Below are 13277 nucleotides of genomic sequence, written 5' to 3'. Positions count from 1 at the left end.
TCAGATTTGCCGTTTTTCGCGTTATTGCCTGCCTTCCCTTTACCGACGTTGCCGATGACAGCCGCCCACGAGCCTTCTTCCCCGCCGTCCCTCGACGCTTCCCCCGGCCGCCCCGCGGCGCGCCTGATCCTTGCGCTGCTGCGCGAAAGCCGCGTGTCGCTCACGCTGGCGCTCACCGCGTGCGTGCTGAACGGCGTCGCGAGCGTGCTGCTCGTCGCGACGCTGAACCGCGCGCTGTCGCAACCGGGCGCCGCCGACGCCGCGCTCGCGTGGCGCTTCGCGCTGTGCGCGGTGATCGCGCTCGTCACGCGGATCGTGTCGGGCACGCTGTTCGCCCGCCTGTCGCAGGACACGATGGCGCGGCTGCGCGTGCATCTGGCGCGGCGCGTCGGCGCGGCCGAACTGCGCGACATCGAGCGGATCGGCGCGGCGCCCGTGCAGTCGGTGCTGACCGACGATGCGACCAACGTGTCGATGCTGTTCTTCGCGCTGCCGAACCTGGTCATGCACGGCTCGATCGTGTTCGGCTGCCTCGGCTATCTCGCGTGGCTGTCCTGGCCCGTGTGCGTGCTGGCGCTGGCCGCGATCGTCGCCGGCTCGCTCGGCTATCACACCGGCGACCGCCGCGCGATCGCGGCGCTCGAAGCGGCCGGCCAGGCGCAAGACCGCCTGTTCGGCTATCTCGGCTCGCTGTTCTCCGGCGCGAAGGAGCTGAAGCTGCACGATGCGCGCGCCCGCCAGTTCGTCGACGGCCAGCTCGGCGCCGCGATCGGCGAAGTGCGCGACCATCGGCGCCGCGCGTTCAGCGCGTATGCGGTCGGCGTCGGCTGGATCATCTTCCTGTTCTACGTGTTCCTCGGCATCGCGTCGTTCTGGCCGCAGCTCGGCGTGCATGCCGATCCGGCCGCGGCCGCCGGCTACGTCGTCGTGTTCCTGTTCATGCTCGTGCCGCTCGACGGCCTGCTGAACAACCTGCCGACCGTCAACGCGGCGCGCGTGTCGCTCACGCGGATCGAAGGCGTGATGGCCGAGTTCGGCGCGCTGCGCACGGTGCCGCCCGCGGCCGATGCGCCCGACGTGCCGCCGGCCGGCGCGGTCACGCTGCGCGGCGTCACGCATGCGTATTTCCACGAGCGCGACGAACGGATGTTCAGCATCGGGCCGATCGACCTGACGATCAAGCCGGGCGAACTCGTGTTCATCGTCGGCGGCAACGGCAGCGGCAAGACGACGCTCGCGAAGGTGTTGACGGGGTTGTACGAGCCGGAGCAAGGCACGATCGAGGTCGACGGCCGCACGATCGGCTGGCGCGAACGCGCGGCCTACCGGCAGCGCTTCAGCGCGGTGTTCAACGATTTCCATCTGTTCGATGCGCTGCTCGGCATCGTCGACCCCGACGATCCGTCGCGTGCGCAGGCCGATGCGCGGGCGAACGCGCTCGTCGCGAAACTCGCGCTCGACCACAAGGTGAAGGTGGTCGACGGCGCATTCTCGACGCGCGCGTTGTCGACCGGGCAGCGCAAGCGGCTCGCGCTCGTCGTCGCATACCTGGAAGATCGCCCGTTCTACCTGTTCGACGAATGGGCGGCCGACCAGGATCCGTCGTTCAAGGCCGTGTTCTACGAACAATTGCTGCCCGAGCTGCGCGCGCGCGGCAAGGCCGTGATCGTGATCACGCACGACGACCGCTATTTCGATCTCGCCGATCGTCTGCTGAAGCTCGACAACGGGCGCATCGTCAGCGACACGCAGCCGGCGCGCCTGCGCGCGCAGGATGGCGTCGATGCGCTGAGCGCGTAACACGACACCGACAGTCGATCGAAAAAATCGCCGACATGCTGCATGGGCAGTGTGTCGGCGATGGTCGTTTCAGCGGGGAATGTGGCTGACGTGTAGCGAAAGGACAGGCGGAAGCCCCGCGTCGTCAAGTCGGTCGCCACGCCCTGCCCGTCCACGCGGCCTCGTCCGCACGCTCAACGCACGGCCGGCAGCTTCAGCATCGTATCGGTCATCTCGTCGGCCAGCTTCAGCGCCGACATCGGCCCGCCGAACCCCCAGATGTTGCGCTCGATCAGCGCGATCCGATGCTCGCGCAGCGCGGGCACGAAACGCCACACCGGCGAATCGAGTTTCGTCGACAACGGCACGTCCATCCCCGACGCGGTCACGAACAGCACGGCCAGGTCGCGCTGCCGCAGCAGGTCGGCCGACGTCACGTACAGCGTGCCTTCCCGCGTCGGCTTCTTCGGCCACGGATCGAGCCCGAGCGCCCGCGCGAGGCCGGCCGACGTGCTGTTGCCGGTATAGGCCCAGTAACGATCGGGCAAGCCGAGATCCTGCAGCAGCGCGACGCGCTCGCCGTGGCGGCCCGCGGCCGCGAGCCGCGCCGCATTGCGCGCGATGCCGGCGTCGAGTTGCGCTTCGACCGCCTGCGCGCGCGCGTCGCGCCCCGTCACCGCGCCGATCGTCCGGAAGATCTGCCGCATCCAGTCGAGCTGCGTGACGGGCACGCCGCCTTCGGACACGTTCGGGCTGAACTGGAACAGGATCGTCGGCGCGATCCGGTCGAGCGCGTCGAAGATCGGTGCATGCCGGAACCCGACGCCGATGATCAGGTCCGGCTTGACCGCCGCGATCGCCTCGAGCCCGGGCTCCTGCCGCGAGCCGATGTCGGTCACGTGCGCGAGCTGCTCGCTCCGATAACCGAGCCAACCCGGATAGAACCCGGTATCGGCCATCCCGACCGGCACGAGGTCGAGCGCGATCACGCTTTCCGCGAACATGAAGTCGAGCGCGACCACGCGCTGCGGCCGCATGGGCATCTTCGCGCTGGCCTGCGACACGACGGGATTGCCGGCCAGCGACACGGCGCCTTGCGTACCGCCGGCGCTCCCGGCCACGGAAGCTGCGGCGGCCGATGCGGAAAACGCGCCGCAGCATGCGGCGCCGAGCGCGGCCGCGAGCGTGCCAAGCACATGCCGGCGGCCGGCATGCGTCACCGGATCGCGTCCTGCTCGGCCAGCGCCGCGTCCTCCATCGTCAGTAGCAGTGGGCAGCTTCCACACAGTTGCGTTTCTCCAGGAATTTCGTAGCGCAGGCAGCACACGCGGCGCGCGCGAAACGGCGTCGGCAGCAGCGGCGAGCGCGGCACGGCATCGCGCACGGGCTGGCGCAGCGGATTCGATTCGCCGCGCACGCAGGTCGAGCCGAACAGCCAGTCCGCATCGCGGACGGGATCCGCCGCGCACGGCAGCGAACGGTACGTATCGAGCAGATAGTCGAGCAGGTTGCCCGCGTTGCTCCACAGCACGCGCGGCGTGACGCGGCCCATCGCGGCGAGCAGGTCGATCACCGCGCCGAGATGCGCGATGAGCCCCGCATAGCGCGGCTCAGGTTCGTCGCACGGCGCGCCGAGCGCATCGCTCGCGAAATACAGTGCGGCCGGCATCCCGTCGTCGAGCGCGACGAACGTGCGCTCGGGCGTCATGTCGAGCGGCCGGCCGAGCGTCAGCGCGGCGACGACGCCGGCCGGCGCCGCGCGGCCGAAATAGTATTTGCTCCATTGCGACATCAGCGCACGCGCATGCTGCGCCGGATCGCCGCCGTAATGGTCGACCATCGCGGCGAGCACGGCGTCGCGGTGCGCGGGCAACGCGCTGACGGGCACGACGATGCGGCCCGGCGCGTGCCCATCGTCGGGCATGCCGAGCCACACGGCGTCGAGGTGCTCGGCGAACGGTCCCGGCGCGAACGCCGAAAAACGCGTGGCGCGCGCGCCGTCGAGCGCCGGCGTCATCGCCCGGCGCGCCGGGCGCGGCGCCCCTCGAGAATCAGCAGCCCGAGCAGGTACGGCGCGCCGATCAGCGCGGTCAGCACGCCGGCCGGCACTTCGCGCGGCGCGACGACGGTGCGCGCCGCGAGATCCGCGACGCCGAGGATCAGTGCGCCGCACGCCGCCGCGAGCCACAGCCGCGTGCGATGTCGGCGCGCGCCGAGCATCGTCGCGACGTGCGGCGCCATCAGCCCGATGAAACCGACCGGCCCGACCGCCGCGACGGCCGCGCACGCGGCGAGCGTCGCGATCGTCAGCGCGAGCGGCCGCAGCGCGGCCACCGGCAGGCCGAGCGCGGCCGCCTGATCGTCGCCGAGCGCGAGCATGTCGAGCGGTTTCGCGAGCCACGCGAACACCGGCACCGCGAGCACGCACCACGGCAGCAGCATCGACACCTCGCCCCAGCTGCGGCCGTACGTACCGCCGACGAGCCATACGACGAAGCGCGCGGGCTGCACGCTTTCCTGCGTGATCAGCCATTGCGCGAGCGTGGTCCACAGCGCGCCGATCACGATGCCGGTCAGCGCGACCGCGAGCGGCGCGTAGCGATGCCGGTGATTCAGCGCGAGCGTGATCGCGAGCGACAGCCCGCCGCCGATCAGCGCGGCGGCGGCCAGCGTCACGTGGCCCATCAGCGGCCACGTCGACAATGCGAACAGCGTGACGAGCCCCGCGCCCTGCGTGACGCCGAGCACTTCCGGGCCCGCGAGCGGATTGCGCACGACGCTCTGCATCGCGACGCCGCTGACCGCCAGCAACGCGCCGGCGAGCAGCGCGCACAGCAAGCGCGGCAGGCGCAGGTCGATCAGCATCCGCGCGAGCGCATCGTGACCGGACAGCGCGGCCGACCAGCGCGCGGGCGACAGCCATTCGGGGCCGGCCGACACGCCGACAAAAACCACGAGCAGGCCCGCCACGACGAACAGCACGGTGCGCAACGGCCAGCCGAGCCGTTCGAGCCAGCCGACGAGCCGCGTCGAGCCGCCGCCCGCCGCACGTTCGGCATCCGCGTGCAGCACGCCCGACCACGCGGCGCCGCGCCGGATCATCGCGAGCATCAGCGGCGTGCCGACCAGCGCGATCGCGACGCCGGTCGACAGCGTCGCGTCGAGGCCCGATGCGAGCACCGCGCTATCGGTGACGAGCACGAGCGCGCCCCCGGCGAGCGCCGACAGCGACACCAGCACGCCGAGCCGCGCCGCGCGCGCGCCGCGCACCTGGCGCAGCAGGTTCGGCGCGACGAGGCCGACGTACGACAGCGGGCCCGCGATGCTGACCGCCACGCTCGTGAACGCGACCGCGACGATCGTCGCGGCAAGCCGCGTCGCATCGACGCGCACGCCGGCCGCGGCCGCCGCATCGTCGCCGAGCGTGAGCGGATTCAGCGGCCGGATCACGAACGGCAGCGCGACCAGCGGCACGACGAGCCAGCGCGCGGCGAGCGCGAGGCCCGCCGCGCCCGGCTGGTACAGGCTGCCGTTGGTCCACAGCGCGGCGCCCGCGATGTTTTGCTCGAAGAACGCGAGCACGAGCGTCGACAGCGCGGCGAACAGCAGCATGCACACGCTGCCCGCGAGTACGAGCCGCAACGGCGTCGCGCGCCAGCCGCCCGCCGCGACGATCGCGCACGCGGCAGCCGCGAGCCCGCACACGAACAGCAGCGGCACCGACGCGACGCCCGCCAGCGCCGGCACCAGCATCGCCGCGAGCAGGCCGAGCTGGGCGCCGCCCGTCACGCCGAGCAGGTCGGGCGACGCGAGCGGATTGCGCGTGAGCGACTGGAACAGTGCGCCGGCGATGCCGAGGCAGCCGCCCGCGACGAGCGCGGCCGCGACGCGCGGCAGATTGAGGTCGAACAGGAATACGTGCGCGAGCGACGCGGCATCGCTGCCGGGCGCCGCGTCCCACCACACGCGCAGATCGGGGGCGATCCGCAGCGCCGCGAGCAGCGCGATCAGCGCGACGAGACCGAACGCGATCGCGCCGGCCCGGCCCTTCGCCGCGCTCTTGCCCGTCGCCGCGAGGCGCTTGCGCATCGCGAACGTCGTCATACGGCGAGATCCCGGTCGAAGACGCCGGCCGCCTGCGGCGCGCCGTCGGTCGACGGCCCGTAGGCCGGCACGCACATCGGCGCGCCCGTCTGCGGATGCGCGAGCTTCAGCATCTCGACGCCGAACGCCGCGCGCAGCCGCGCCGGCTCGAGCATCGCGTCGGGCGTGCCCTGCGCGACGAGACGGCCCGCGCGCATCAGCACGATCTCGTCGCTGTACGCGGCCGCCTGGTTCAGGTCGTGCAACACCCAGACGATCGTCAGCCCGCGCGCGCGGTTCAGCGCACGCAGCGCATCGAGGATGTCGAGCTGGTGATGAATGTCGAGATACGTCGTCGGTTCGTCGAGCAGCACGATCGGCGCCTGCTGCGCGAGCGCCATCGCGATCCACGCGCGCTGGCGTTCGCCGCCCGACAGCGCGCCGACGTCGCGCTCCGCATCGTTCACAAGGCCGCTCGTGTCGAGCGCCTCGTCGATCGCCGCATGATCGGCGCGCGACAGGCCGCGCAGGAAGCCGCCGTACGCATAGCGCCCGTACGCGACGAGTTCGCGCACCGTGAGGCCCGACGGAATCTGGTTGAACTGCGCGAGCATCGTCAGCTCGCGCGCGAGCGCGCGACGGCGAAACGATGCGAGCGGCTTGCCGTTGACTTCAACGTGGCCGGCACGCGCGGGCTGCAGGCCCGCGAGCGTGCGCAGCAGCGTGCTCTTGCCGCAGCCGTTCGGTCCGCACAGCGCGGTTACGCGACCGGCCGCGATCGACAGGTCCAGCCCGTCGATCACGACATGGTCGCGATATCCCACCGACAGCCCGCGCGCGGCAAGCGCGGCGGTACTACGCGTCATCAATCCTCCGTTCGGTCGCGCGGGACCGTGTAACTCTGCGCCATCGCGACGACGACCTTGCGCGGCCCCTCGAACGGGTCGCGCGCATGCGCGGTCAGCATGTTGTCGAGCATCAGCACGTCGCCGGTGCGCCACGGGAACACGATGCGCTGCTGGTCGAGCACGCCGCGGATCTGCGCGAGCGCGTCGGCCTCGAGCGGTTCGCCGTCGCCGTAATACACGTTGCGCGGCACGTTCTCGAGCCCGACCGCGTCGACGAGCGCTTCCTGCATGTCGTCGTCGAGCGCCGACAGGTGAAACAGGTTCGCCTGGTTGAACCATACGCGGTCCCCCGTGCGCGGATGGCGCGCGACGGCCTGGCAACGCTCGCGCGTGCGCAGCAGCAGTTCGCCGTCGTCGTCGGTGCGCCACGCGCACTCGATGCCGCGCGCCGCGCACATCCGCTCGACCTCGGCCGGCTCGTCGGTGCCGAACGACTGCTGCCACGGCAGATCGAGACCCTGCCCGAAATTGCGCACGTACAGCAGCTCGCGCTTCTCGAAGCGCGCGACGAGCGCCGGATCGAGCGCGCGGTAAACGGCGCGGCTGTCCGCGATCGGCGTCGCGCCGCCCTTCGGCGCGGCGAGCGCGCAGTGGAACCAGATCCGCAGCGGCCATTCGCGCGTGTACGACTGCTCGTTGTGCAGCGGAATCGCGCGGTGCGGCGGGTATTCGGTCGACGTGTAGACCGCGCCTTCGACCTGGCTGCGCGGCGTCGACGCGTATTCATAGCCGATCAGCGGATCGCCGAACGAGGCCGCGAATTGCTGGAACGTGTCGATCGACGGCACGCGAAAGCCCGTGAACAGCACGCCGCCCGCCCGTTCGAGCGTGTCGACCGCGATCTCGCGCGCGAGCGGCGCGACGTCGTCGATCGACATCCCGTCGTTGCCGCGCGGCGACACGACGGTGGGCAGTCCCGGCTCGATACGCAGGTCGTCGAGCGTCGGCAACGAAAGCAGGGTCATGCAACGTCCTCTTCAGGTGACGCGCCGCACGTGCGGCGCAACGGGTCACGACGCGCGCGTCGCGCGCTCGCCGTCCATCGCGCGGCGCAGGCTCGCGGGACGCATGTCGGTCCAGACGGTTTCGATGTGCGCGAGACAGTCGGCCTTCGGGCCGCTCACGCCGATCTCGCGCCAGCCGGCGGGCACGGGCCGGAACGTCGGCCAGATCGAATACTGTTCTTCGTCGTTGATGACGACCGTATAGACGAGATCGTCGGTGTCGGCGGAAGGCGTCGGGGCTTGCGTCATGATCGGAAATCGCTGGGCGGTTGAAGGAAGCGAAGCGGCGAATTCGGCCGCTCCTGTCTGATAGACGGTTGGCCGGCGCGTTTTTTTACCGCCGCCGTGCGCGGCCGCCCAGGAACACCGGGCAGGCGACGCCGCGATGGCATGCGTCGAGGCATTCCGCGCAGTGGCGCTCCGCGTCGCGCACCATGAAATGCACGAGCGTCTGCGACACGTTCAGCGCGCGCGCCGCGGTCTGCAGCGTCTCCTCGCGCAGCCGCACCATCTCGAATGCCGCCCGGCTGCGCGCCGGCAGGTCGTCGAGCGCGGCGCACACGCGCCGCAGCGTATCGCGCGTCATCAACGCGGCTTCCGGCGTCGGCTCGGGCGACGGCACGTCGTAGCCGTCGTCCTCTTCGGTGTGATAGACGTTTTCGAGGCTTTGCCGGCGGCACGCGTCGATCGATGCGTTGCGCACCATCCGCGTCACGTACGCGACCGGCTGGCGCACCGCGTCCTGATTGGGGAACTCGACGAGTTTCACGAACACGTCGTGCACGACGTCCTCCGCGCGGCTCGCGCAGCCGACGAAGCCGCGCGCGACGTTGACGAGCATCGCGCGATGCGAGATCAGCACATCGAGCAGCGCGCCCTGCGCACGCGGCTCGGACGCCCGGCGCGCACGCGGCGCGGCGCGCGGCGGCAGGTCCGGATAACTGCCGAGGAACGGGTTTGCCGCTGCCGCTACCGGTCGGTCGAGCACTTCCGCCATCGCCATCGATCTGCTCCGTCAAATTCCGAGATAAGGGAATTTAACGTAAACGCAAATCATTCTCAATCCGATTACGAGATAACCCTTTAGGTTAGTGGGATTTGTCTGAACAATTGCCGGAATGCCTGCTTCGGCGGACAGGACGAACGCGACGGGTCTACGAAGCACGGCAAGCTTTCCGGGCCGAAGGAAGTTGCCCGGTGACCGAAACGGCCGAGATTCACGACGCGGCCGCGCCCACCGCCGTCAGTAGATGAACAACCGGATCGTCGCCGTCGCATCGAACCGCCCGATCTTCGGCGGCCCGAACGACTTCAGCACCGCGTCCATCAGCACGCTCTGATTCATTACGTTGGACGCGAACTGAGCCAGCGTGAACTGCTGGTTGAACGGAATGGCCTTGCCCTGGCTATCCTCGATGCCGATCCCGAAATTGCTGTCCTGCGCCGGCACCAGCAAACCGTTCTGGACCGGAAAACTCGTTTCGAAATACCCGTCCACCCGCACCGCGACGTTGCATTTCTTGGTCAGCGACAACGAGAACCGCTTGCGGGGCACCGCGGGCATGAAGCCGTTACCCGCCGCCTGCACCTGCCCGAAATTGACGATGCCCGGTTCGGGCGTCACGAGGACGTCGACGAAGCACGGTGTCGGCTTGAGGTTGCGCAGGCCGCTCAGCCGGTACTGGAAGCTCGTGCCGAACGCATTCAGCCCGAACTCGCCGTCGAACTGGAACACCGTGTAGATATCGCTCGGCGGCTGGATCCAGTTGCCCTTCTTGCGCACGACGACCTGGTAGTCGATGCTGATGTTCGTGCGCTGACAACGCCCGCGGTCGAAGTCGTACCGGGTGCACGGCGGCACCGAATACCCGGTAAACACCCCGCCGCCGCGATTGCTGGTCTTGTCGAAATAATCGACGCCCTTGTAGCGGATGCCGATCTCGAGTCCCCATGCGGCAGGGTCCGTACGATTCGGATTCGCGTAGAAGTAGATGTTGTCGACGACCTTCAGGCTGCCGGCGTCCCCCAGGTCCTTGTAGCAATACCCCGACGTCGTGCGCACCGGCGACACCCAGATCACGTAGCCGTCCGGCGCGTCGGTCGGATACGACGCCACGCCGCCGATCGGCTCGGTCAACGACGTCGCGCCGCTGTTCGTCAGGCAGCGCAGCGCCCACGCCGGCTGCACGGCCGCGATCAGCAGCGCGAGGACGACCCAGCGCAGCCATGCCGCCGGCGCCGCCCGATGACGCATGCCCGCGCTCATTGCTTCACGCTCTTGCACACACCGGCGTCGCACGCATACTCGACCGCCACCTGGCCGCCGTAATCGTCGATATGCGTGACGAACAGCGTCGCCGGCGTCGCGGCCTTGAACGGCACGTCGGCCGTGCTCATCGGGCTCACCATCACCGGCTCGATCGGCACCGGCGTCTTCTGCGCGCCCGCGCTCACGTCGACCACCGTCACGTGGTACGGCGTCGGGTTGTCGAACACCAGCTTGTGCGCGGCCGCCTCCACCCGCAGCGTCATCGGCAGCGTCCAGTCCTCGTCGCGCGCGGGCTGCACGGCCTTCGGCCGGTAGAACAGCTTCATCTGCGTATGCAGCGCGATCTGCAGCGTGTTCGGCGTATCGGTCTTCGGCGGCACTTCGCGGATGTTCAGGTAGAACACCGTTTCGCGATCGGCCGGCAACTCGGTGCCCGGCAGCTTCGCGATCCGCAGCACGTTGCGCTCGTTCGCCTCGATGCGCTGCAGCGGCGGCACGACCATCAGCGGCGATGTGGTCTTGTTGCCCTTCGCGTCCTCGAGCCACGACTGCACGAGATACGGATATGTCGCGCTCTTGTTGGTGATCGTCACGATCGCGGCCTGCTCGCCTTCGTTGAAGATCACGCGCGTGCGATCGGGCACGATCGCCGCCTGCGCGGCGCCAGCCAGCATCGCGCCGACGGTCGCGAACGCGCACAGCGCGCGCCGCGGGAAAGAAAGGGAGAAAGCGTTCTTCATCGCTGGATCCATGAAAATCATCGTTCGACCCGCGCGGCCGCCGCATGCGACTCGCCCGGTGTCCGGCACGTCACCGGAATCGGCGTGCCTTCGAGTTGGAGCTGATTCGGCAGCGCGTCGATCGTGCACAGCGTGCGTTCGCCCGCCCGCACCGCCAGCGCGGATTTCGGCTGAACCTGGGTCAGGAACGCCGCGCCGCCCTCGCCGACGATGCCGAGCTCCTTGCCGTTCGCCGCGTCCTGCACCGACGCGCCGAACGGCAGCGCGTGGCCGGCCGCGTCGGTCAGCGTCAGGTACAGGTTGCTGCCGCGCGCGGCGGAGAACTTCACGAAGCCGATCGCGCCGTCGGTCAGCACCATGCGCTGGATCGGGTTCGTCACCTGCACTTCGAGCGGCAGCTTCTCGACGTTCACGGTCGCGTCGTACACGTTGTAAGGCGAGATGCCGTCGAGGACCGCGTAGCCGCGCGAATCGGTGTGCGTGAGCGTGCCGGACAGCGGCACGTCGGGCACGCCGTCGGTCGACACCAGCAGCCGCGTATCGCCCGCGTTGCCGTTCGCGTGCGCGGACACGCCGTACTGCGTCGCGACGAACGAGCCGTCGACTTCGAGCGACGCGGCCGCATACGCATTGGCGAGCGTCGATGCCTGCGCGGTGAGCTGGTACGCCGACGTGCGCTGCCGGAAGCTCGCGTTCGCCGACGCGCGGCCGTCGGTCTCGCCCGCATTGACCTGATAGGTGCGGCCGGCCGGATCGTCGTAGATGTAGCCCGCGTTCACGCTGGTGCTGCCGTTGCCCGTCGTCAGGTTCGACGTGACGGTGTGGCGGCCGCCGATCGGCAGCGTCGCGGTGACCGAGAACTGGTTGCCGCTCGCGCCGGCGCTTTGCGTGCGGAATGCCGACACGCTGACGTTCAGGTTGCGCAGCGTGCCGATCGAGAATGCACGCGTGAGCGTCAGGCCGACGCGCTGCTCGGACGCGCGCGCCCAGTAGGTCGTCTGGTCGTACGAGAAATAGGTCGACGTGTCGCCGAAGCGCTTCGACAGCGTCGCCGAATAGCGCTGCTTGCTGTTGGCGAGGCCGTACGCGGTCGGGTCGCCGGAGAACTGCGCGAAGCTGGTGTACTCGCGCTCGGAGAAGCGGTAGCCGAAGAAGCGCACGTCCGCATCGAGCCCGTCGAAGTGCTTCGAATAGTTGATCCGATACGAGTTGCCGTTGCGTGTCGCGCCGTTCCACCACAAGCGCGCCCGCGCATGCGTGACGTCGGCCGACACCGCGCCGAACGCGCCGAAATCGCGGCCGACGCCGAGCGCGATCGACGTATAGCCCGACGCGGCGATGAAGCCGCCATAGGCGGTGACGTCGAACGGCAGGCCGTACGCGATTTCGCCGAAGCCGAAGAACGGCGTGATGCCGGCGCCGCCGAACAGCCGCGGCTTGCCGACCGCGGCCTTGTAGCGCAACTGGCCGGTGCGCGCGAGGAACGGCACGGCGGCCGTCGTCACCTGGAAGCGCTGCACGCTGCCGTCCTCTTCCTCGACCGCGACGTCGAGCGTGCCCTGCACGCTCGTGTTGATGTTCTGCAGCGCAAATGCGCCCGGCGACACGCGCGTCACGTACAGCACGCGGCCGGCCTGCGACACGGTCACGGTCGCGTTGGTGCGCGCGACGCCCGAGATCAGCGGCGCATAGCCGCGCAGCGACGGCGGCAGCATGCGGTCGTCACTGCGGATCGACGCACCCGTCAGCGCGAACGTGTCGAAAATGTCGGAGGTCAGGTAGTCGTCGCCGAACGTCACCGTCGACTGGATCGACGGCAGCGCGCGAAACGCATAAAGCCGGCTGAAGCGGAACGTGCGGTCCGCGTACGCGGTGTTGCCCACGTTCGATTGCGCCTGGTAGTCGCCGCGAAAACGCCACGCATCCCAGTTCGCGCCGACCGTCCCGTACGCCTGGATCGCATTCGTCTGCCCGCCGCCCGCACCGAAGTTGCGGTTCGTGTTCGCGATCACGCGATAGTCGAGCATCGCGCCGGGAATCCCTTCGGACCAGTGCTCCGGCGGCAGGTAGGTCGAATCGGTGAATTCGAGCGCCGCCTGCGGAATCGTGATCTTGAGCCGCCCGTCGCTTTTCAGGTAACGCACGGTCGCCCCTTCGATCGCGGCCAGGTCGACGCAGCTACCGCCCCGGAAGCGCGGCAGGTCCTTGACCAGCGACGGCTTCAGGCCGAACCGCGCGACGAGCTCCGGCCGCAGGCACGGCTTGCCCGCGCCCGTCGCATCGACCGCCACGAATTCGATCGGCTGCAATCCGAGGTACAGGTCGTTGACCTGCACGTCGAGCATGTACTCGCCGGGCAGCGTGAAGTCGGCCTGTGAGAACTGCGACAGGTCGACGTTGCGCGTTCCGTCGATGTCGAGGAACGACGAATTGAATTCCGTCGCCTGGCTCTGGCTGCCGACGACCAGCACGGAGACGCAAAGGAAGGAATGTC

The 13277-nt window shown here is 69.5% G+C and carries 11 protein-coding genes; 1 reads left to right on the top strand and 10 read right to left on the bottom strand.

From position 1 onward, the window contains the following. Window positions 1-54: 54 nt before the first annotated feature. A complete protein-coding gene (locus tag GJG85_RS08310; RefSeq protein WP_050012612.1) occupies window positions 55-1800 on the top strand; it encodes a cyclic peptide export ABC transporter in 1746 nt (581 codons plus the stop codon). A gap of 173 nt (window positions 1801-1973) precedes the next feature. Here the strand turns inward: GJG85_RS08310 and GJG85_RS08305 are convergent, their stop codons facing one another. The 10 genes from GJG85_RS08305 to GJG85_RS08260 form a co-directional block, all read right to left on the bottom strand. Then, window positions 1974-2999 (bottom strand): iron-siderophore ABC transporter substrate-binding protein, encoded by a 1026-nt coding sequence (locus GJG85_RS08305; protein WP_204383228.1) that lies wholly within the window; start codon window positions 2997-2999, stop codon window positions 1974-1976. Then, the gene (gene fhuF, locus GJG85_RS08300; RefSeq protein ID WP_204383227.1) at window positions 2996-3796 is read right to left on the bottom strand and encodes a siderophore-iron reductase FhuF; all 801 of its coding nucleotides are present in this window, start codon (window positions 3794-3796) and stop codon (window positions 2996-2998) included. The genes GJG85_RS08305 and fhuF overlap by 4 nt, the downstream gene beginning before the upstream one ends. Beyond that, window positions 3793-5883, bottom strand: coding sequence for a Fe(3+)-hydroxamate ABC transporter permease FhuB (gene fhuB, locus GJG85_RS08295; RefSeq protein WP_050012609.1), 2091 nt, complete (start codon window positions 5881-5883; stop codon window positions 3793-3795). Before fhuB ends, fhuF begins: the two co-directional genes overlap by 4 nt. Further along, a complete protein-coding gene (locus tag GJG85_RS08290; RefSeq protein WP_050012608.1) occupies window positions 5880-6728 on the bottom strand; it encodes an ABC transporter ATP-binding protein in 849 nt (282 codons plus the stop codon). The genes fhuB and GJG85_RS08290 overlap by 4 nt, the downstream gene beginning before the upstream one ends. Next, window positions 6728-7735: a TauD/TfdA family dioxygenase gene (locus GJG85_RS08285; protein WP_050012607.1), complete on the bottom strand. Its 1008-nt coding sequence runs from the start codon at window positions 7733-7735 to the stop codon at window positions 6728-6730. Before GJG85_RS08285 ends, GJG85_RS08290 begins: the two co-directional genes overlap by 1 nt. Before the next feature lie 45 nt (window positions 7736-7780). Further along, window positions 7781-8023 (bottom strand): MbtH family NRPS accessory protein, encoded by a 243-nt coding sequence (locus GJG85_RS08280; protein WP_050012606.1) that lies wholly within the window; start codon window positions 8021-8023, stop codon window positions 7781-7783. A gap of 85 nt (window positions 8024-8108) precedes the next feature. After that, entirely contained in the window at window positions 8109-8777 is a 669-nt protein-coding gene (locus GJG85_RS08275; RefSeq protein ID WP_050012605.1) for an RNA polymerase factor sigma-70, read from the bottom strand. Window positions 8778-9017: 240 nt separating this feature from the next. Continuing rightward, window positions 9018-10040, bottom strand: a complete 1023-nt coding sequence (locus tag GJG85_RS08270; RefSeq protein WP_050012604.1) for a fimbrial protein — start codon at window positions 10038-10040, stop codon at window positions 9018-9020. Continuing rightward, window positions 10037-10783 carry a molecular chaperone gene (locus GJG85_RS08265; RefSeq protein ID WP_050012603.1) on the bottom strand — a complete coding sequence of 249 codons (747 nt, stop codon included), beginning with the start codon at window positions 10781-10783 and terminating at the stop codon, window positions 10037-10039. Before GJG85_RS08265 ends, GJG85_RS08270 begins: the two co-directional genes overlap by 4 nt. A gap of 17 nt (window positions 10784-10800) precedes the next feature. Next, the gene (locus GJG85_RS08260) at window positions 10801-13254 is read right to left on the bottom strand and encodes a fimbria/pilus outer membrane usher protein (protein ID WP_050012602.1); all 2454 of its coding nucleotides are present in this window, start codon (window positions 13252-13254) and stop codon (window positions 10801-10803) included. Between the last annotated feature and the right edge of the window lie 23 nt (window positions 13255-13277).

The organism is Burkholderia sp. MS389, from assembly GCF_016899425.1.
Taxonomy (GTDB): Bacteria; Pseudomonadota; Gammaproteobacteria; order Burkholderiales; family Burkholderiaceae; genus Burkholderia; species Burkholderia sola.
The sequence above is the reverse complement of the archived record's forward strand: the minus strand, read 5'-3'. Positions and strand labels throughout refer to the sequence as shown.